General features: G+C 43.7%; 16 protein-coding genes. 9 read left to right on the top strand and 7 right to left on the bottom strand.

Features of this window, described 5'->3' with window-relative positions:
• Positions 1-19 precede the first annotated feature (19 nt).
• Positions 20-847: a sensor histidine kinase gene (locus tag AC04NP_RS04655; RefSeq protein ID WP_482858342.1), complete on the bottom strand. Its 828-nt coding sequence runs from the start codon at positions 845-847 to the stop codon at positions 20-22.
• A 410-nt stretch (positions 848-1257) separates the two neighbouring features.
• On the opposite strand from AC04NP_RS04655, the gene AC04NP_RS04660 reads away from it, so the two are divergent.
• The gene (locus AC04NP_RS04660; RefSeq protein ID WP_482858343.1) at positions 1258-2487 is read left to right on the top strand and encodes an FtsX-like permease family protein; all 1230 of its coding nucleotides are present in this window, start codon (positions 1258-1260) and stop codon (positions 2485-2487) included.
• 171 nt (positions 2488-2658) lie between these two features.
• Here AC04NP_RS04660 and AC04NP_RS04665 read toward each other — a convergent pair whose 3' ends face one another.
• From AC04NP_RS04665 to AC04NP_RS04675, 3 genes are all read right to left on the bottom strand, one after another.
• Entirely contained in the window at positions 2659-3219 is a 561-nt protein-coding gene (locus AC04NP_RS04665; protein WP_482858344.1) for a Crp/Fnr family transcriptional regulator, read from the bottom strand.
• A gap of 215 nt (positions 3220-3434) precedes the next feature.
• Complete coding sequence (locus tag AC04NP_RS04670; protein ID WP_482858345.1) at positions 3435-6602, bottom strand: TonB-dependent receptor; 3168 nt, start codon at positions 6600-6602, stop codon at positions 3435-3437.
• A 169-nt stretch (positions 6603-6771) separates the two neighbouring features.
• The gene (locus AC04NP_RS04675) at positions 6772-7287 is read right to left on the bottom strand and encodes a hypothetical protein (protein WP_482858346.1); all 516 of its coding nucleotides are present in this window, start codon (positions 7285-7287) and stop codon (positions 6772-6774) included.
• 433 nt (positions 7288-7720) lie between these two features.
• Here AC04NP_RS04675 and AC04NP_RS04680 point away from each other — a divergent pair, with 433 nt between their 5' ends.
• Positions 7721-8779 (top strand): hypothetical protein, encoded by a 1059-nt coding sequence (locus AC04NP_RS04680; RefSeq protein WP_482858347.1) that lies wholly within the window; start codon positions 7721-7723, stop codon positions 8777-8779.
• A gap of 265 nt (positions 8780-9044) precedes the next feature.
• Here AC04NP_RS04680 and AC04NP_RS04685 read toward each other — a convergent pair whose 3' ends face one another.
• Positions 9045-10079 (bottom strand): FecR family protein, encoded by a 1035-nt coding sequence (locus AC04NP_RS04685; RefSeq protein WP_482858348.1) that lies wholly within the window; start codon positions 10077-10079, stop codon positions 9045-9047.
• 134 nt (positions 10080-10213) lie between these two features.
• Positions 10214-10864 carry an RNA polymerase sigma-70 factor gene (locus AC04NP_RS04690; RefSeq protein WP_482858349.1) on the bottom strand — a complete coding sequence of 217 codons (651 nt, stop codon included), beginning with the start codon at positions 10862-10864 and terminating at the stop codon, positions 10214-10216.
• A gap of 187 nt (positions 10865-11051) precedes the next feature.
• Here AC04NP_RS04690 and AC04NP_RS04695 point away from each other — a divergent pair, with 187 nt between their 5' ends.
• The 7 genes from AC04NP_RS04695 to AC04NP_RS04725 all read left to right on the top strand — a co-directional run bounded on the left by AC04NP_RS04695 (position 11052) and on the right by AC04NP_RS04725 (position 19813).
• Entirely contained in the window at positions 11052-12059 is a 1008-nt protein-coding gene (locus tag AC04NP_RS04695; RefSeq protein ID WP_482858350.1) for a LacI family DNA-binding transcriptional regulator, read from the top strand.
• A gap of 327 nt (positions 12060-12386) precedes the next feature.
• Complete coding sequence (locus AC04NP_RS04700) at positions 12387-12689, top strand: hypothetical protein (protein ID WP_482858351.1); 303 nt, start codon at positions 12387-12389, stop codon at positions 12687-12689.
• An 18-nt stretch (positions 12690-12707) separates the two neighbouring features.
• Positions 12708-12845, top strand: coding sequence for a hypothetical protein (locus AC04NP_RS04705; RefSeq protein WP_482858352.1), 138 nt, complete (start codon positions 12708-12710; stop codon positions 12843-12845).
• Positions 12846-12909: 64 nt separating this feature from the next.
• Positions 12910-14298 carry a 3-keto-disaccharide hydrolase gene (locus AC04NP_RS04710; protein WP_482858353.1) on the top strand — a complete coding sequence of 463 codons (1389 nt, stop codon included), beginning with the start codon at positions 12910-12912 and terminating at the stop codon, positions 14296-14298.
• 5 nt (positions 14299-14303) lie between these two features.
• The gene (locus tag AC04NP_RS04715) at positions 14304-15635 is read left to right on the top strand and encodes a Gfo/Idh/MocA family protein (RefSeq protein WP_482858354.1); all 1332 of its coding nucleotides are present in this window, start codon (positions 14304-14306) and stop codon (positions 15633-15635) included.
• Positions 15636-16064: 429 nt separating this feature from the next.
• Positions 16065-17756 carry a tetratricopeptide repeat protein gene (locus AC04NP_RS04720; RefSeq protein ID WP_482858355.1) on the top strand — a complete coding sequence of 564 codons (1692 nt, stop codon included), beginning with the start codon at positions 16065-16067 and terminating at the stop codon, positions 17754-17756.
• A 197-nt stretch (positions 17757-17953) separates the two neighbouring features.
• Positions 17954-19813, top strand: coding sequence for a tetratricopeptide repeat protein (locus AC04NP_RS04725; protein WP_482858356.1), 1860 nt, complete (start codon positions 17954-17956; stop codon positions 19811-19813).
• A 589-nt stretch (positions 19814-20402) separates the two neighbouring features.
• On the opposite strand, the gene AC04NP_RS04730 is transcribed toward AC04NP_RS04725, so the two are convergent.
• Positions 20403-21836 (bottom strand): sulfatase-like hydrolase/transferase, encoded by a 1434-nt coding sequence (locus AC04NP_RS04730; RefSeq protein ID WP_482858357.1) that lies wholly within the window; start codon positions 21834-21836, stop codon positions 20403-20405.
• Between the last annotated feature and the right edge of the window lie 33 nt (positions 21837-21869).

Genomic DNA, 21869 nt, shown 5'->3' on the forward strand with positions numbered 1-21869 from the left:
TGAATGTTGTTAACGCCTTTTAATTGTACGCTTTTAACCGGAGTTGAAAAGTAGCGCCTCCACCGGATATCGATTCAACATGGATTGATCCTTTGTGTAATGCCATGATTTTTTTTGAAATACTCAAACCAATGCCTGAGCCGCCTTTTTTGGTGGTGTAAAAAGGAATAAAAATCTTATCCAGCGCTTCTTTATCAACACCGGGTCCGTTATCGCTGATATGAATGGTATAATGGTCTTTGTCAATGCCTATGGAGATTTCACCTTGATTTTGACCGGTCAATGCCTCGGCTGCATTTTTAAACAAGTTAATAAAAACACCTTCAAGCAGCACGGGATCAGCCCTGACAAAAAGAGCGGCTCCCTGATATCGCTTTACTATGGTTATTGGTGCTTTTTTAAACTCCGGTTTAAGCAGATCAATCAGGCGGTCAAGCAAATCAATTAAATTGACCTTCTGTATTTTCAGCGCCGGGTCACTGGAAAAATCCTTATACGCCTCCACAAATTTCAACAAGCCTTTACTCCGTTTTTCAATAGTTTCCAAACTACCATAAATATCTTCCAGTGCCTCGGCATCAAGATGATGAACAGCTTTCTTTTCCCCCGAATGATCGTGCATCATCTGGTTCAAGGCAGCCGTTAATGAGGCTATGGGGGTAACTGAATTCATTATTTCATGGGTCAATACGCTGGTCAATTTTTGCCATGCCTGTACTTCGTTTGTATCCAGTTCATTTTGAATATTTTGCAATAACAATACCTTATACACCTGATCGCCCAGTTTAAACTCTTTTTGATCGATAGATAAGGACGAGGCATTGCTATTTGCGAGATATGTGGTCAAAACCCAGTCACCGCAGCCATCAACATCCTGGGGTTTACTGCTGTATTTATAATCATTCTGTTTATCAGGAGTGCGTTAAGTTATGATCAATTTCATCAACACAAGGATCATATATACAGAATCGCCTGGTTTTCTCAAAACCCGCAGACCAGAACCCCTCATCCGATGGCACAGGGGTTAGTTCAGGATTTTCCGGAAGTGGAAAGTGCCGTTTCGCTCTCCCCGATTTGGGGGCCAGGGTTGACGGCGGGTTTTTTCCATCCTTAACCCTGCCAACAATCTGTCCTATGACGAGCAGAACATGCTGGCTGTGGACAGCACTTTTTTCGATGTCTTTTCATTTAACCTGATCCGGGGGCAATCCCACGAAAGTATTAAGAAATGTCGGAGGCATTTTAATCGCTGATGAAATGGCCAGGAAATATTTCAGGGATGAAGATCCCGTCGGTAAGCAGTTATCGATCAATAACAACCAATGGCTTGCGCAGGTGGAAGGTGTTTTTGAAAAAGTACCGGAAAACTCACATTTTCATTTTGACTTTTTAATTTCCTATGTCACTTTAAAAGCTGTTGAAGATGGGAACAGCGAGTATTATACCTGGAAAGATTTTGGACATTTCAACTATATAAGACTCGACCCTATGGCCGATGCCCGAGTGCTGGAAAGCAAATTGATGGATTGGGCTGCCCGGTTTTTGGGCTTGAATGAAGTGGGTTTAAGGAGATTGAAAAATTCACAGGAAAGTTTTAAACTGCAGCCTTTGACGGATATTCATCTCAAATCCAACATTCGGTGGGAACTCGAGGCCAACGGGAACATTGGTTATATCTATGTCATGAGTATGGCAGCGATCTTTATTTTAATCATGGCATGTGTTAATTTTATGAATCTAAGCATCGGGAATTCGCTGGGCCTGATGCTGATTTCGGGGAGCATCATCATATTTAGCCAGTTGCGTTTTTTCCAGCAGAAAGACCTGGGTTTTGAAAAAGAGCATCTGTTGGTAATTCCCATTAAATCTGAAAGGGTCCGTGCCAGGTTTTCAGCCTTAAAAACCGAATTGCTGGCTATCAAAGGAGTAAATGTGGTCATGCGAAAAGATTACAATCATGCTATTTTAAAAATCGACAGTAAGCATACAGATCGGGTAATTAGTGAAATCCAAAGGGTTTGGGAGGGTTTTGATCAGCAATTTGCTTTCGAATATACATTTTTGGACGAAACACTAAATGAGCAATACCGGGCTGAAAGCAATCTGGGTCAGGCAGTGAACAGTTTTGCTGTGCTGGCTGTCATCCTGGCTTGTCTTGGATTGTTTGGTATCGCAAAATTGAGTTTTGCGAAAAAAATCAAACCAATTGGAATTCGAAAAGTAATGGGTGCCGAAACATCAGGGCTCATCATGCTTCTGCTAAAAGATTATTCAAGGCTGGTGATTGCCGCAGTTTTAATTGGAATTCCAATTTGTTGGGTGGTGATGCAAAACTGGCTGCAAAATTTCGAATATCGTATCTCCATTAACCCTTTGGTATTTGTGGTGACCGGCCTGTGTCTCTTGTTTGTAACCTGGTTGGCTTTGGGTTACCTAACTTATAGAACCGTAAAAGTCAATCCGGGAGAAACGCTGAAAGATGAATGAATAACCCAACTGGCGCAAGTGTCTCGTAGGTGTTGCACGAAGAGACACAGAGGTTTTGCCCAATAAAATGAAAATACAGCCAAATGCTCAAGTTGTGTAACAACCACGAGCCACTTGCGCCAGTTCATAATTCGGTAGAGATTTTAATAGCTGTATAAAATCGATTGCGTTTTATCGCTTCATACTGGAGGCCACTGTCTGCCGGGAAGCGCCAACAAGATCAGCTATGTCTTTTTGTGTTAACAGCTCGAAAATGTCATAGTGATGGTTCTTCTTCAACTGCTCCTTTAATTTGGAAATTCTGGATTTTATATTGCGGGAGCTGATATGGAAAAGCCTGGTTTCGGTACGGCACCAACGATCAACCACATATTGGTTAAACCACTCCGACATGACCGGGTCATGAACTATCATTTTTTTGAAAAACTTTAATTCATAAATCCTCAAAATCACTGGTGTCAATGTCTTGGCAAATTCAAAGAACTTACCATTCAGGTAATGAAAGTTACCGAATATATCCGGTTTTCCAAGCACATCATATACTACCTCCTCCCCTTCTGATGAATAACTGCCGAGCTTAATCCCTCCCTCCAAAATTTCGAAGATATAATGAAAATCATCCACCGGCAGATATACATAACTGCCAGCACCTATCTCCCTTCCGGTGACATATTTATCGACCTCCTCCTTATAATTTTGTGACAGGTATTTATAAAAGTCAAGTCTTTCCATTTCCCCTGTTAATCTGCTCTGTTAAAATTAAATCATATTTATTTCGCAGATGGCACAGGAAGATTAATTTATTTTTAAGTTTTTTTTACCGGTATAAAGCAAATTCGAAAAGGTTACAGTGTCAAAAATCTTTTATGCAAGGATTTCATGATAATGAAAATAAAAATGAATACTAAACCTGTAAACAAGTAGCTTGTTTTTATGAGATTACTTTTTCAGTTGAACGTGTACCGGGCACCCAATTGTAGTCTCCATGGTATTCCTCCGATGGGTTCGGCGCCGGCGCCGGTTTGTACATTGTAACTGTATCTTTGCGTTACCTGGTCAAAGCCTGTAATCCTCATGAAATCCCTTCTGCGGCCAAAATTGTTGTCATTGCCCCAATCCCGGTTCAATAGATTCGCAAAATTGAAAAGATCGGCCGATAGCTCCAGCCCGTGTTTTGAGTTCAGGAAATTAAACCTTTTGACTAATCTCAAGTCAATCGTTGCCGCAAAGGGATTTTTTCCTCCGTTTCTTTCGGCAAAACCTCCAAAGCTCTCCCTGAGATAGTCTTTGAAGTTATCAGGAGTATCCGGATCGGACAATATTTCATTATAACCTGCGCTAATTTCTGTGGGAGTTTCAGGATCATTGGGGTCAAAGATGTAGGCAATGTCATTTCTCAGATTGAAATCCCCGTTGGCACTTGTGTTGTCATCCACATGCAGGGAAAACCTGGTTCCGCCGGTTCCCACAACAGTCAGACCAAGTACAAATCCTTTCCAGCCTGGAGTGGCACCGTTGAGTACCACCTTGTTGGAAAAATGATTGTCCGAAAACCCGTCATTAAGACTCCTGGGATCGCCTTCCACAGGTAAAAAGGTCGAAGTATTGGCAACACAGCAGTTGTAGGAAGAGTTATCCCTGGCCCTGTTGAATGTATAGCTGGCACTGAGGTAGCCGTCCTCTCCCAGTCTGGCCGTGCCTTCGAGAATCAGGGCCATCTGGTTGAGCTTTCCATCTGAAGTCAGTACGAGTGTTCTTCCCACCTGATCGGATTTCCTTGAATTAGTCCAATCCACAATCCCATTATCACTGATCGTTTCAGCCGGCACAAATACCGGCCGCCCTTCCCCCGGAACTACAAAGTACGGATCATCTACGAGGTTGGCTTCCTGATAGACATAATTATTGATGGTTCTGCTAATTAATGCATTGACACCCAAAGTAAACCTGTCGCCAAAAAAACGGGTATAGTTGATATTGGCTTTCATAACAGTCGGCACCTCAAAATCAGGGCTTACTGCATTGATAGTGGAAAAGGGTTGCTCGCCCGGGGGAATGCCAGGTACGGAGGAAGGATCCTGCCGGTAAGCCACAAAGTCGGGAAAAGGCACTGCGTCGCCGGAAACGTCAATAGCACCCAGCAGTACCCCACTGTTTTGAATATTGTTAACCTGAGCGTAATAGTGGGGTTGTGCGGAAAAGAAGCCACCACCTAATTTAAGAATATCGGTATCCCTTCCTTTTACATTCCAGGTTAATTGAAAACGCGGTTGGATATTATCCCAGTCCGAAGGTTTTTCATCGGTCCGGATGCCTAATTCATCAAAAACGGTTTGATTAAAATCAGCCGCATCATTGAAAATGGTAGCATCCCACCGCAAGCCAAACACTGTGGTTAAATCAGGATGCGGGTTAAACGCCACTTGACCGAAAAGCGAAAGATCTACCACCGTTTGATTCACAACCGGCAATCCCCGTAATGGAACTTCCCTTGCATAACGGTTGGGTGTCATAATATCAAAATCATCCAAAGTGTTGAAAAAGAACCGTCCGTTTTGCTCATTGGATAACAGGGTTTCCAGGAAGGTAATCATATTATCGGTTCCAAAAGTAAAGTTAAATTTACCTGTACTCAAATAGGAGGTATTGGTGAAGTGAAGCTGGTTTTCCCTGTTGGTTTCCGGCGTAAACCGCTGCCCGCCAAGTTGCACGGTAATATTTCGGTTACGGCCATTTGGCAAGTCCGATCTGACAAATACTATGGCCCTTGGGATATTGCTGCCTGGCAACTGACCACTCGGTACAAAGGCCCGTTCCGCATGCTGATACTGTAATTTAAGTTCGTTGGTAAAAGCCGGGGTAAATGCGGAACGCAGGGAAACAAGTGTACTGTTCTCCTCTGAAGAAAAATCAGACCAGGATTCTGCCAGTTCGATATTAGAGTTGTCACTAACGCTAAAGGGATTATCCCATTTATTCCAATTATTCCGCAGTGTCAATCTATGCTTATCATTGATCTGCCAGTCCAACCGGAGAAAAAAAGTGTTGGCGGTTGTTTCCCTGTCAAACTCACCTACTTGTCGATCATCACTTACGCCATATTTACTTCTGGCAATTTGCAGAAACCGGTCCAGGTTTTCCTGGGTAATGCCTATGCGATTTTCGTCTTCTTCATTGATAATATCGGCGATGCCAACCGGCTCTCCGGCATCTTGCCTTTCATATACGGCATAAAAGTGAAGTTTATCCTTTATAATGGGACCGCCTACGCTGAACCCATATTGGGAGTTATAAAAGTCAGCCGTTCTGCTTTCCCCACGAATATTCAAATCACTTTGCAAAGCGTCTGCCCTGTGATAAAAAAAGATGCTGCCTTCAACATGGTTGGAACCGGATTTTGTTACCGCGTTAATAGCACCTCCCCCCTGGCGCCCCTGGGTAACGTCATAATCATTGGTGGATACTTCAAATTCCCTGATAGCCTCCTGAGAAATGGTATACGGTCCACGGCCAATTTCTCCCGCCGTTAATTGATTCCGGGCATTAACACCATCTACAGTAACATTGGTGGAGGTCCTTCGCTGACCACCCAGGTTAATGCTGCCTCCTCCCTGCAATGGGGATAAGCTGGTGAGCCTGGTAAAATTACGGCCTTCTGTAGGTAGATTTTTAATCTGTTGAGAGGAAATAGCAGTAACACCCCCCATCTTTTCTACCCTGGCGGAAAGTCCCTGGGCTGAAACCACCACTTCTTCCAACTGCGTAGTATTTTGTGCCAGTTGCAGATCAATCCGGATTCTGTCTCCCTGATTGACCATGTATCCGGTCTTTTTTTTCTCGCCATAGCCTATGAATGTGGCCGACACCGTATAGGGGCCCCCTAAGGGCAATTGCCTGAATTGAAAATCTCCGTTGGGATGAGAAATTGTACCCGTGGTAAATCCTGTCGCCGTATTTCTGATGATAACCGAGGCCCCGGGTAACCCTTCCCCGCTTTCGTCCAGAATCCTGCCGGTTATAGCGGCATTGGTAGCCTGGCCATAGGTATTATAATACAGGAAAATGCTAAAAATCCCCATCAATAAGATTCCGGCAACATATCTTTTGGTAACCATTTCTGCTTAAATTTTAGTGTTAGAAATATCAGAATTTTGGTCACTAATTTATTGTCACCGGCTCCGGCTTAAATGTTAAATTTTAACAATCCGCAATCTTTAACAGAGCCTTAACACTACGTTCATCTTTCTTAATCCCCCACACTCACACCCACATCCAAACTCACTCTCAAATACTTCCTTCTTCAATGAGCCCCCAAGCGATGAGAGCCACGCCGATGATGATCGCAAGGCCGCCTAGGGTTCCGGACACTAAAATGGCAACTATAAGACCGGCACCGGCTACGATGAGCCCGCTGTAAACTTTTCTGTTCATAGCGGTTTTCTTGTTTTTAGCCTCCTTTTTGAGTGTTTTGTGTGCTTTGAGGGTTTCTTTAAATTCCTGTCGGATGTTTCTCTTTAAGGCTTTCTTTTCCTGTTTGTTTAATTTCGTGACTTTTTTATCCCCCATTTTGGAAAGGGTAATTACTGGCCTGGAAGTGATCACCGGATCGAGGTTTGGGTTAGTACTGGCAAGTGGCTCAAAATAAAGTTCTTCCTCCTGATTGATATCGGCAGGCTGGTTTTTTTGGTAGCTGTAATTGCTGAATTTATAGGCATCCTGGTAACTAAATCTGGAGGACGAGCATGCAAATAACCCGAGACCAAGAATGAGAGTCAAAACTCTGAAAACAGATGTTATCATAATATAATTGGCTTTTCAGTTGAAAGCCCTGAATATAACAAATAAGGTTTTGAAGACCAAAGTAAAGCAGGCAGGCAGGTATTTTAATGTAACATATCCGCCAAAATAACATGATCGCACAATCATATGGCACCCATGAAATTTGGTCCTCAACCCCATCTCATCTGCTTTTATCATCCGCCTGCTTGATCCGGCTCATTGAAGCAGGTCCCATTCCCATTGAGTTTTACAAAGTAAAATGTTTCCTGCCGTGAACATGCTGACTGCCAAACTAAATCCAATCGAGGTACCCAGGTAGGAATAGCCAGCTAAAGCAGGAATAGAATTCATCTGAAATTTGTTATCTTGAAGCATTTAAATGCCGGTTTTAATTTTTTTTTGATCCAAGGTAGGAATTTGCAAGGTTCACCGGTTTAATAAGCAAAAAACAAAAATGAATAAGATAGAGCTTCACCTTTTGATATTACCGGCATTACTGCTTCTACTCACGATAAGCGGATGTCAGGAGGAGAGAATGGAAATCATCGAACCACCCCGGGACGAAGTACTGACTCCCGGTAATACCGTAGTTTCCCTCATGCGAAATACTGTGCAAAATGACGGTTCCGTTGATAACATTCTTGACCGGTCGAGTTGTACACAGATTGTGCTGCCTGTAACCGTGATGCTTTCGGGACTTGAAGTAATCGTGGAGTCGGAAGAAGATCTGGAACTTATCGAAGAGATATTTGATGAATTCGATGATGATGAAGACGACCTGTCATTTTTGTTTCCGATTACAGTCATCCTGGCCGATCACGCTGAGGTGATTATCAACAATGAAGATCAATTGGAAGACCTGAGAGAAGACTGCGCTGAAAATGGAGATGACGATGACATAGAATGTGTTGACTTCAGGTATCCTTTTTCTGTGTCCCTATTTAACACTGATAACCAGGTGGCTGACGTCATTACATTTGAAAACGATAAAGAACTATATGTATTTCTGGACGACCTTGAAGACGGAGACCTCGTAGAGATTAATTTTCCCATCACATTGATCCTTTGGGATGGGAGCGAGGTGATAGCCAATGATAATAATGATTTAGAAGATATTATTGAAGACTCTATGGACGACTGTGACGAAGATGATGATAATGACTATAATGATGACGATGCAGACATCTCCGAATTCGTTAATGTACTGACTGACGGCGATTGGATCATCAGCAGGCTGATCGACGATGAGGATAAGACAGCGAATTTCACCGGTTATGTATTTACTTTTAAGGCTGATGGTTCAGCTTCTGCCACTAACGGCACCAATGAAATCACAGGCCGATGGGAAAGTGATGGGGATGATGGGACAGTGGAACTGGAACTGTTCTCATGGAACAGCCCGGCATTCGATGATATTGAGGAAGATTGGAAAGTGGTTGAATTCAATAGCACTATCATCCGGCTGGCTGATGATGACAATGATGACGAGTTACTCACTTTTGCCAGGCCCTGATCAACATTGTAAATGTTTTATTTTCCATAAATTTTTGTAATTCTAGCAGTTTACTGCCCTCTTTCGGAGGGCAGTTTTTTTTAAAAAAAATATCATAAAATCAACCTCATCGAAAGTCTTACCTTTTTGATGCTTTTGCGGTTTTCATATTTCAAGCTTCCGGCGTCATTTGCACACGAATGGCATATAGACAGCACTGCCACCATGGCACAAAGCCAAAATCCCTGTAAATAATTTCTCATGTTTTGTTTAGTCTTTGATTATGTCAATCGCAGCCTTTCCCTGTTAATGTTACTTTGTGATCTTTCAACGCATAATCGATGGGAAGAATCACTTTGATATTCTTCAGTATTTCCTCCAGAGACTTGTTGTTGAAATTTGCCGTGATCCTGCATTTCAGAACTTTCTTGTCACGCACATTAATCCTGACATTGAACCAACGTTCCAGCTCTTTGGCTACCGCCCTGATTGACGCGTCTTTGAATATCAATTCCCCTCTGGTCCAGGCAGTTATATCGCCGGTATCGATCGGCTGCTTAATCAATACCTTGCTGGATTTACGGTAAATGACCTTTTCTCCGGGTAAAATAGCCGATGCCCCGGCATCTTCAGATTGAAAAGCCACCTTACCTGTCAACACAGAAGTTTCAATGTCCTGATCCCCGGGATACACCCGGACGTTGAATGAAGTTCCCAATACTTTGATCCGGCCTCCGTTCACATGGATAACAAAGGGCCGGGCCGCGTTATGCATAACATCAAAAAATGCCTCACCTTCAAGATATACTTTCCTTAGCGGATCGTCGAAAACCTCCGGATATTGCAGTTTGCTTTCAGCATTAAGCCATACCACTGTGCCGTCAGGTAACCGGATTCTGGATTTCCGGCCCGGCGGATTTTCCTTACTGATGGTGGGTGCTGTAACGCTTTGCTTTTCCTGCCCTAACCAGTCGAGGGCTACATAGCTGATTAGACCAAGGATCAGAACTGCCGCAACCCTGTATAGCAAACGATGATAGGGAAATTTGACCACGTTAGCGATAGGAACCGGATTGGTTTTTGAACCACTTTCATAATCCCGCCGCAGACGATCCGTAAGTTGCAGGAAGCTACCATCTTTATCAAAACCCCCGGGCGCTCCACTTTTTGAGGGAAAATCGTAAAGATGTTTCATGTCCTGATAAAGACGTAAATTGTCTCTATCCTTGCGGATCCACGCTTCTACCTCATGGGCCTGTGAACCTTCCAATTCACCTGCGATGTAAGCAGCAAGCAAATTCCAATTTACTTGGTCTTTCATTACTTTAAAGATCAATATTTGTTATAGGGACGGCTGGTTTTTAAAATGCCCCTACTTCCCAATCGAAAATACCGAACACCGGGGGCCCGGGTTGGAAGGGGTTATCGATGGGATCAAAAAAGGTTACCGGTCAATTAAGAGACCACCTTACGAAGTTTTTTCAGCGCCCTACCCATCTGGGTTTCAACCGTTTTAATAGAAATGTTCAACTGATTGGCAATTTCCCTGTACCTTAATCCTTCATCACGGCTCATCCTGAAAATCATACGGCATTGCTGGGGTAAATTTTCTATGGCCTTCTCCAGATTGAAATAGATTTCATTAAAAATTGCCTCTTCCAACGGGGAGTGTCTATCCGCAATTTTTGATTTAATGGCTTCGGTGTCATCGATGTAGTTGACCCTTCGAACCTTTCTCAGATAGTCGAATGCCTGATTCCTTACTGCAATAAAAAGATACGAGCGGAAAGAGGTTTTTACATTAATCTTTTTTTTGTTTTTCCATAATTTAAAAAAAACTTCGGATACCACCTCTTCTGCCAACTCCTTCTCATTTACAAACTTCCAGGCGTAATAACACAAGTAGTCATAATAGTGTTTGTAAAGGGTCTCAAAATCGCGGTAGCTGTTTTCATGAGTTACTTTTTTAAACAATCGGTCGGCATCTATGCTTTCGGCAGGAAGTTCTTTTTGCTGGTCAACAGTCTGCTGGCTGGGTGAAAGGGTTTCCATTTCCGTACTATGCGTAGACCAATCGAGGGATAAGGTAGTAGTAGAAAGGAGCATAAGTTTGTAGTGGTTTAGTTCATTGACTTCTCAATCATCTACGAGTCTAATGATTTTTTCTCAAAAAAACTTTAAAATATTTGCTTTTTATTGAAAAGTTTCTAGGGGAACGATCCCGGGATCGTTCCCAGTATTCGTTAAGATTTTTTAACTTTGAACATTGCCCATTAAAACTATCTTTATGGGGATGAATACGACCATAAAAGACATTGCCCGGAGGCTGAATCTTTCTACCTCTACGGTTTCCCGTGCTTTGACAGACCATCCTGATATCAAAAAGGAAACCAAAGCCCTGGTATTGCAGCTCGCGCGCAAGCTGGACTATCAGCCTAATCCCATTGCACTGAGTCTGAAACAAAACCGCACACATATCCTCGGCGTGATTATTCCGGAAACCAGTATTTCTTTTTTTTCAAAAGCCATCAGTGGTGTCCAGGAAATAGCTGCCAGCGCCGGATACCAGGTAATGATCTGTTCGTCACACGAATCTGTGGAAATAGAAAAGCAAAACGTGCAGACCTTATTAAACAGCCGTGTCGACGGCCTGATCATTTCGGTTTCCAAAGAAACCAGAAATGTTGAACACCTGGCAAAAATCCTGGATAAAAGGGTACCCACGGTGTTTTTCGACAGGGTATGTGAGTCGCTCCATGCCACTAAAGTAGTGGCCGATAATTTTACCATCGCCTTTAAAACTACTGAGCATCTGATTACTACGGGACGGAAAAGAATTGTCTTTGTCGCCGGTCCTCAAAACCTTTACAACAGCCGCAAGCGCCTCGAAGGTTATCGGGAAGCCCTGAAAAAATATAACTTAACGGTTGATGAGCGGTTGATTATTTATTCCAACTACGAGGGTGAAAATGTAAAAACTTATACCGAGTCCCTGCTGGCACTGAAACCACCTGTCGATGCCATTTTTGCCATTAATGATCGCACAGCCATTGAAATAATCCACCTGATCAAGCAAAGACAACTGAAAGTGCCGGAAGACATTGCTGTGGTAGGCTTTAACAATGAAAGGTTTGCAGCCTTTTTTGACCCTCCTCTGTCGAGTGTAGACCATCCGGCCTTCGAAATGGGCAAAGCAGCGGCTGAACTGCTGCTGCAACACATCGATAACGCGAAATTACCCACACAAAAGCGGGTAATCAAAAGTGATCTGATCATCCGGGCGTCTTCTTTTAAAAACTGATACCTTTACCACCGTGCTGAAAAAAGGAGTCGCTGGCCTGGCGTAAGTGTCTGCGGCTGATCATCACCCGGGTATTTTCATTCCATTCCTAAACCAAAACCTTCATACCTCTTTGTGTCTCTTTGTGTCTTGGTGCCTCCGTGGTGAAAAATGGTTAACCACCAAGACACAAAGAGACACAAAGAGGTTTGTTCAAAGCGTTGTGCAACAGCCAAGGGGCGCCCACATTATCAGATGATCTGACAAAAAAGTAAGGGCAAAACCAACTTCTATCGTCTACTAATTAGTCTTATCAGAGGTATAATCCTTATTAAAATAATCAAAGTAATGGATAGAAAATCATTTTTAAAAAATTCGGCCCTTGGGCTGGCCGGTGTGGCATTACCCTTTTCAGGCAGGGCTGGAATGGCAAATAATAATACCACCGATATTTCACTACCGGATGATATTAAAATAACTAACCTAAAAGGTTATCGATTTAAAAAGGCCCACTTTGTTAAAATCGAAACCAACCAGGGTGTCTCAGGTTGGGGTGAGAGTGATGGCGCTAACCGGAATTTCAGCGCCACTTATCTGGACAAGGCTTTTAAAGATTTGATTGTGGGTAAAAACCCTATTGACAGCGAGTGAATATGGCAAGAATGTTACATGAAAGGCCTCGAAGCGGGTATCGGGGGTATACATCCCGGAACACTGGCCGATACACCTGGCCTGGGATTGGTGGTCAATGAAAAGAAATTAAAAAATAGTTGTAGGGGTAAATACGGGTTTTTGAGTCCTGAATAGGTCAGGGATAGTATAGTGAATTGAACAGGTATAAAACATTGATAAATAATTTTATATGATTTTTATGAAAAAAGCTTTTGTAATTTTAGTGACAGGCACTTTTATGTGGCAAACCGCCATGGCTCAAAATGGTGGAGAGGGATGGGTTCGACTTTTTAACGGTAAAAACCTGAACGGTTGGAAAAAACTAAACGGAGACGCCGAATACAAGATAGAGGGAAATACCATCACCGGTTACTCCAAACTGAATACCCCCAATACTTTTTTAGCTACTGAAAAAAACTACCGGGATTTTATCTTTGAAGTAGAAGTCAAAGTGGATAATCAGTTAAACTCCGGCATACAAATCAGGAGCAATAGTCTGAAGGATTACCGGGATGGAAGGGTGCATGGTTACCAGGTAGAAATAGATCCGAGTCCCAGGGCCTACAGTGGCGGCTTGTACGACGAAGCCAGAAGAGGTTGGCTGTATCCACTGGGCATTAACCCCAAGGGAAGAAAAGCATTCAGGCCCGGTGGCTGGAACCAATACAGGATCGAGGCCATTGGCAACCATATTCGGACATGGGTCAATGGCATCATGTGTACCAATCTGGTAGATGACAAAACCGCGGAAGGTTTTATTGCATTCCAGGTGCATAGTATTGGAAAAAAGGAGCAGGAAGGAACACAGGTAAAATGGCGGAATATTCGAATAAAAACCGAAAACCTGGAGGAAGAAGCCTGGCCGGTAGACCCGGAAGTAACGGAGGTAAGCTACCTGGTCAACGAATTATCGGCGAAAGAAAAGAGACAGGGTTGGCGCTTGCTTTGGGATGGAAAAACCGCTCATGGATGGAAAGGTGCGAAGTTAGACGGGTTCCCCCGATCAGGCTGGGCAATGAAAGATGGGATACTGAGTGTACTTGCTACTGACGGAGGTGAATCTACCGGCCCCGGAGATATTATTACCGAGGACCAATTCAGCAATTTTGTGCTGGAGCTTGAATTTATGATGACTGAAGGTGCCAACAGCGGCATTAAGTACTTTGTCGACCCGGAAATAAACAAAGGGCCGGGTTCGGCCATAGGTTGCGAATTTCAAATACTCGATGACAACAAGCACCCTGATGCTAAAAAAGGTGTCAAGGGTAACAGAACACTGGCCTCATTATATGATTTAATCGCTGCCGAAAACCTGAACGTGCCGCAAGTCCCCAAATCCAGGATATTTAAAGGAATAGGGAAATGGAACAAAGCGAGAATTGTATCGCACAAAGGAAAGGTAGAACACTGGCTTAACAATGAAAAAGTGGTAGCGTATGACCGGTGGTCGCAAACATTCAAGGCACTGGTAAATTACAGCAAATACAAAAACTGGCCTGAATTCGGTCGATGGCCTCAAGGTCACATCCTACTCCAGGATCACGGAAATACGGTCCATTTCAGAAGTATCAAAATACAAGAACTTTAATTGTCATGAAAACTAACAAATTTAATCGAAGGGAATTTATTGTGAAATCATCGGCCGGAGCCCTGGGGTTATCTGTGGCCACTACTGCCGGAAGTTACGCGAATATACTCGGGGCAAATGACCGGGTAAATCTGGCGGTAATAGGCGTCCGGGGACGGGGAAAGGCCCTGGTATCGGCCGCAGGGGTACAAGACAACACGGCTATGCGTGCAATCTGCGATGTAGATAGTCGTGAATCGGCTATCACCGGGAATCTGGTACAGGAACGATTTGGGAAAAAACCAAAATTCTACACCGACATCAGAAAGCTCCTGGAAGATAAAAGCATCGATGCTATTATGATCGCGGCCCCCGACCATTGGCATGCACCCATGTCATTAATGGGATTGCAGGCTGATAAACACGTTTATGTAGAAAAGCCCTGCAGCCACAACCCCAAGGAAGGAGAACTGCTGGTTGAAGCACAGGAAAAATACGGAAAAGTGGTACAGATGGGCAACCAACAGCGATCAGCTCCGATTTCTATTCAGGCTGTAAAGGATATCCGGGAGGGAATGATCGGCGAAGTTTATTATGGCAAAGCATGGTACGCCTCAAACAGGGATTCCATCGGTACCGGTAAGGTCATCGAGGTGCCATCGTGGCTGGACTGGGAATTATGGCAGGGCCCCGCCCCAAGGATGGCCTACAAAGATAACTATGTTCACTACAACTGGCACTGGTTCCGGAACTGGGGTACCGGTGAAATCTGTAACAATGGAACCCACGAAATCGATGTCTGCCGGTGGGCATTGGGTGTCGGTTATCCAGAGACGGTGGTTTCTTCCGGAGGAAGGTATCATTTCAAAGATGATTGGGAGTTTTATGACACACAGGTGGCAAGTTTTGAATACGAAGACGGGAAGATGATCACCTGGGAAGGAAGAAGCTGTAATGGTCTCAAGCACTATAACCGTGGCAGAGGCGCCACCATTCACGGAACTAAAGGTACCATCATGCTGGACCGCAACAAGTACATGGCCTATGATAAAGGGGGAAAGATCATCAAGGAAATGTCCGAAAAGGAGAAAAGTGCTACCCTCGATACCAGGGGTGAAGGTATACTGGACGTATTGCATGTTAAAAATTTCATCAACGCTATAAAAACCGGTGAGAAGCAACATTCTCCTATCCGGGAGGGACACATCAGCACCCTGATGTGCCATCTGGGCAACATTTCCCAACAGGTAGGCAGGAAGTTGCAACTGGATGTTTCCAATGGGCATATTCTCAATGATCAGGAGGCTATGCAGCACTGGAGCAGATCGTATGAACCCGGTTGGGATATGAAGGTTTAGCACGGTGGTCGGACAGCGATGCGGATCCGGCCGGATTTGTGATGCGCTGTCCGCAGACCCTGGCCAGACAAACCTTTTTGGACGGGCTTAATTACAGAATAGATGCCATTGGTAAAAGGTCGGGTGGCCCGCTTTAATCAGGTTAAACAATTTGAATAGCATACTCGCGGCAAACCCAAAGCAACCCATGACAGATCAATAAAATATTGGCCGTCAAGGCATAAATCGTGCGTAAACGCTACTGCAGGAGTCAAATATTTGGCAGCCAAATAGCCGGGTAAAAAAGAAAATACGCTACAGATTTTGGTTAACCCGGGAGATTTGTATTTTTACTTTGCATTATAATTTTTTATGGTTAAGGATAACAATTATAGTTAGGCATATTAAGTTTTTTCTACCCTAACCAAAACGATCGCGGAAAAATCAAATATGAACCTAAACATCATTGGTTGCTACTATTTTTTACTGGTTATTTTTGGTGGCTCATGTCAGATCAAAGACCAGGCTGTTCCACCCCGGGTTCCAACCAAACTGGAGTGGTATAAATCCAAATTTTATGAACATTTGGAAAAAAATCATGATAGCGTCTTCTACTACCTGAATTTGCGTAAAGCCTTGATAGGTAAGCATGACCATACCAAAGCCGGCTGGCAACTTGTATACGACCATTGCAAATATTTCTTTAGCACAGGAGATTACGCAGCTTCAAAAGATTATGGGGTAAAAGCATTGAAGGTAGCCGAAAAGCTGTCGGACAGCATACTGCTTGGCAGGTCATTGAACATGCTGGGCAACGTACAACATAAACTGGGAAATTTTCCCAGCGCCCTGGACTATTTACACAGCTCCTTAAACATATACAGGCAAACCGGTAATCATGGCCATACCAGTATTCCGCTGAACAACATCGGACTGGTTTACAAGGACATGAGGGAATATGATAAGGCCGAAGAGGCCTTTAAAGAATCGTTAGCGATCAACAAACAGTTGAATGATACATTCGGGCTTTCCCTCGATTACAATCACCTGGGCATTACTTTAAAGAAGGCGCAAAAATATGAAGCGGCCAAGGAGAATTTCTTTCGATCCTTGGCACTGGCCCAACAACTTAATGATGCGTTTCAAAAAGCCATCGTATATAACAATCTGGGGCTTGTGGCTGCTGAGGAACGTGATTTCCGGCAAGCTATCGAATACCTGGAAGAGGCACTGGTCATCAAACGGGAACTGAAGATGAAAAGTGAGATTGCCATTACTGCCAACTACCTGGCAGAAGTTTACGTAAAAAACGGAGACTTTTCGCCCGCACTCGCGTTAAGCAGGGAGGCCCTGGAAATAAGCGGTCAGTCAGGGGCAAAGGATCAGACCAGCAAAGCGTTTCAGGTCTTATCTACACTTTCTGAAGCTAAAGGAGATATCGGCAAAGCTCTGAGCTATTACAAAAGCTTCAAGATGTACGAAGACAGCATGTTTAATGAGACCCGGGCACGACAAATTGCCGAAATGGAGGCAATCTATGAAAGCGGCAAAAAAGAAAAACAAATCATCCAACTGACCGTTGCCAGGCAGGAAGAGACTTTAAAACGTACCTGGTATGTAACCATTTTAACGGCCTTACTCGGTCTGCTGATGGTTTTTGGATTGGGCATGCATTTTCGAAACAAAAAAAACAAACAGCTCTCAGATGCCAAAATCAAATCTTATGAGCTGGCCCTGGAAAATTTTACCCAAAATCTGTTAGAAAAAAATCAACGCATCGAAAAATTAAACACAGATTTGGCAAAAGCAAGGGATGAAATTTCCAATACCTGCCCCTCTTACACCAACACCATGGATAACCTCATGCAGTCCCCTATTCTGACCGATGAGGACTGGATGCGGTTTAAAAAGCTTTTCCTTCAGGCTCATCCCGGCTTTTTTAATAACCTGAGGCAAAAATTCCCCGACATTACACAAACCGAGGAAAGACTGATCGCCCTGACCAGACTAAAACTTAAAACAAAGGAAATAGCCTCTATGGTGGGTATTTCAGTAGATAGTGTAAATAAATCCCGGTACCGCATGAGAAAAAAACTGGGGGTTTCATCAGGAGAAATGGAAACGTTTGTTTCCGGATTTTAAAATAGTCTCCTGTGTCGATAGTAGGCCCATACCATTTCCCAAATGAAACTTTCATAGCTTTTTCCGGAGAATAGTAAAGATTTTCCTCAATTGTCCATTGTTCTGTCCATACCCTGCATGCTATATTTTTAGGAGTTTCGGATTTATTTTATACATAAATTAATCTAGCAATCCGGACTCATAATATAACTTTTACAATGGGTAAATTTTTTTATTCTTTTATTTTGACCAATGGCATTTTTCTCTATTCCTCATTTGGACAAAACCCTGATAAAATCGATAGCCTTGTCCATAAGCTCGGTACTGCTGTCGGAAGTGACAAAGCGGTACTATTGAATCACCTGGGCAGGGAATATCTTTATATCGATCTCCAAAAATCCAAAGAGTACCTGGACAAGGCATTGGATATGGCCCAAAACGAAAAATGGGATGAAATTATGGCCGTCTCTTACCAGAATCTTGGGGCGTTTTATTTGTCGGCGGGGCATTATGATAGCGCCATCGATGCCTACAATCATGCTGTTACCTTTTATGAAACCAAAGGAGGTGCGCTCAACCTGGCCAGGATAAATCAGGAAAAAGGTATATTACACTTCAGGAAAGGAGAATATTCGGACGCCCTGGTTATTTATAAAAAAGCATTGTCATCTTACCAAAACCTGGAATATACGATAGGCGTTTGCGCAATTCTTTCAAGCATTGGAGATGTTTATCGTTATCTTGGAGATTACCCGACAGCACTGGAGTATTATTTGCGAGGCTTAAAAATCGCCGAAGCACTGGATGATATCCCGAGAAAAGCCGGTCTGCTAAATGGCCTGGGCCTGATTGCTATTAAACAAAAGGATTATGATAATGCGCTTGAATATTTCCAACAGGGCCTTGTCCTTGCCGAAGCGCTGGGATTTGAGGTTTACATGGCAAGTTTTGTACACAACATAGCCGATGTTTATTCCAACAAAGGAGACTACGGGAAAGCGCTGAAATTTCATCTTAAGTCGCTGGAAATCGAACAAAAACAGCAAAACCTCGACGGACAGGCGCTGTCACTCACCAGCATAGGCATCATGTATGAATCTATGGGAGAAAACCTGAAAGCTATCGAAAGTTTCAAGGCCTCCCTGGCCATAGCCGATAGCATAGGCGCAGCCCGGTCAGTAGCTATGAATTGCAACAACCTTTCCCGTCTTTACCGGAAGGAAGGCCAGATACAGACCTCTCTGGCATATGCGCAGAGAGCATTCGATTCGGCTATGAAACAAGGCTTTAGAGAACAAATTTATTCATCCCATCTCAATCTTGCCAAAAGCTATGCCGCTATGAATGAGTATAAGAAGGCCTATACCAATTACACGGTCTATTCCTCCCTTAAAGATTCCGTTTTCAATAAAACAAAGACAGCACAGATTGCAGAGATGCAAATAAAATATGAAACTGAACAGAAAGAACAAGAAATTGCCAACCTGCAGGTAGAAGCAAGCAATGAAGCGTTTAAAAGAAATGCTTATGCCCTGGGGCTTTTCAGTACATTTATCATGGCAGGCCTGATCATTGCCTGGCTTAATGCCACGGTCAAAAAGTCTAAAAAAATCAGGGAACATGAAAATCTCCTGGTCACAGAAAAGTTTCGCGCCTATGAAACTGAGTTAAACCGGTTCACACAGCATGCCCTGGAAAAAAACCAACACATAGAACTGCTTAACGAGGAACTTGAAAAAATGAGAGAAGGAATTCCTGGCGACTGCCCGCAGTACACCATTCATCTGGATAAATTGATGCAATCCACTATTTTAACCGGGAAGGAATGGGATGAATTCAAAATCTTGTTTGAGAAGGTGCACCCTGGTTTCTTCATCAACCTGCGAACGAAGTACCCTGATCTGTCGACTTCGGAAATAAGAATGGCCGCACTTGTAAAACTTAATCTTACGAGTAAGGAGATCTCCGGAATGTTAGGTATTTCTCATGAAAGTGTCAACAAATCCCGTTACAGGTTACGAAAAAAGCTAAACCTTCTCAAAGAGGAAAAACTCGAGACATACCTGAAGGACCTGTAAGCTTTCAGGGATTGATGACTGATTTTGAGAATGGCCTGTTATCCCGGTTGAGTTAGTTTAAATAAATGAATAATGCAAAAAGCATTTTACCATGTCTCTATGAAAACGCTTTTCTCGCCAGAGGCAACTTAAAAGCCATTTATATGAATGTCCATCAAATTGTCCATGCCCAACATTAGGATACCTACCTGCGGCTCATCATCTTACTGCCATTAAACCCTTAACATTACGTTTTTACCTTTTATACCCAATAGGTAATTTTTCTGGGTGGGGACATCGTTGTGTAACAGTCGAATGACCTTACTAGGGGCCTGCTAGGGATGTACTGTAATCGCGATCGATGTCCCCCTTATTTATTATAAAATGCCGGGGGTTAAACCAAAAAGGATAAGGTGATCCCTACTCATTTCTGCCGGGTTATGAAACAGGTTGTCGAACCAGTGGCAACTGGATATAGCTCCATGCTACAACTATCCTTTGCGCGACTGGCCGTGTGAAGGTGCTCGCTTCGGGATCATCGAGCCGGATTTAAGGTTACTTTTTCAAAAGAAAAAATAGTGTTGACGGCTTTCCGTTAAGTTTTTGGTCATTATTTGAGTTCTAATTTTTTCGTCTTGTTGTATTCCTTACCACGGATCTGTTCGAAGGCAGAGATCATTTCACGTAGCTTCTCAGGGTTGCTTTCAGCGAGGTTTTCCAGTTGACCGATATCTTCTTTAAGATTATACAGGGCATACTCAGCGGAGTTTCCCAACTCGATATTAACCATCTTGTTTTTTGCCGGCCCCTCATAGGGTGGAATCATGGCCCAGTCACCCTTTCGAAAAGCAGTTCTGGTGGTTGCCTCCAAAATCAACGCATCACGGCCCTCATTTTTTTCTCCCAAAAATACAGGCATCAGGTCTTCACTATCCTGGCCGCGTACCTCACTATGAACCAGCGAAGCCAGCGAAGAAAGCAGATCAATCTGCGAAACCATAGCATCGGAAGTGCCGGGTTGAATACGTCCTTCCCAATAAGTAATAAAAGGCACCCTGGTTCCTGCTTCAAACAAGCTGTATTTACCACCTCTGAGTGGTCCGGCCGGTTTGTGATCGCCTAGTTTTTCGACAGCATCGTCGTAGTAGCCATCGTTGAGCACCGGACCGTTGTCACTTGACAACACAATCAATGTATTTTCCAGCAATCCTGCCGTTTCCAATGTTTTCATCAATTCACCAATACACCGGTCAGCCTCCACAATAACATCACCGCGCAGGCCCATTCCCGATTTTCCTACAAACCGGGGGTGAGGTGTTCGTGGTACGTGTGGTTGTTGTAAAGCATAATAAAGGAAAAAAGGTGCATCTTTATGCGTTAAAATGTATTCCTGGCTGCGGACAAGAAAGGTATCCGCCATATTTTCGTCTACCCATCTGGCAGCTTCCCCCCCTTTCATATAACCAATACGCGAAATACCGTTGACAATACTGCTGTTGTGCCCGTGATACCATTTCATTTTCAGCATCTCGGGATTATCTTTGCCGGTAGGCTCACCGGGAAAATTCTCCCTGTAATTCACTTCTATCGGATCGTTGGGGTCTAATCCAACCACCTGACCATTTTCAATGTATACCGCCGGCACCCGGTCCTGCGTAGCCGCCATAATGTAGGAATAATCAAAGCCCACCTCATTAGGTCCGGGGGCAATCTGTTCGTTCCAGTCAACATTTCCACTGCCGAGGCCCAGATGCCACTTTCCGACAATGCCGGTATGATAACCTTGCTGTTTGAGCATTTTCGGAAGGGTCATTTGAGCCGTATCTAACAGTAAGGGGGCGGTACCCGAAAGAATTTTAGCTCGCTCATTTCGCCAGGGGTATATACCGGTTAAAAGGGCATACCTGCTGGGCGAACAGGTGGCAGATGAGGCATAACCATGGGTAAAACGCACCCCTCCGTTCGCCAGTTTATCTATATTAGGCGTTTTCAGCGCTGTTGCCCCATAAGCCCCTACATCAGACACCAGGTCAGGGGAGATCACCCCCTGAAATTTCTAGGGTTCACTGACCCAAAT

Source organism: Agaribacillus sp. DX54, assembly GCF_056858335.1.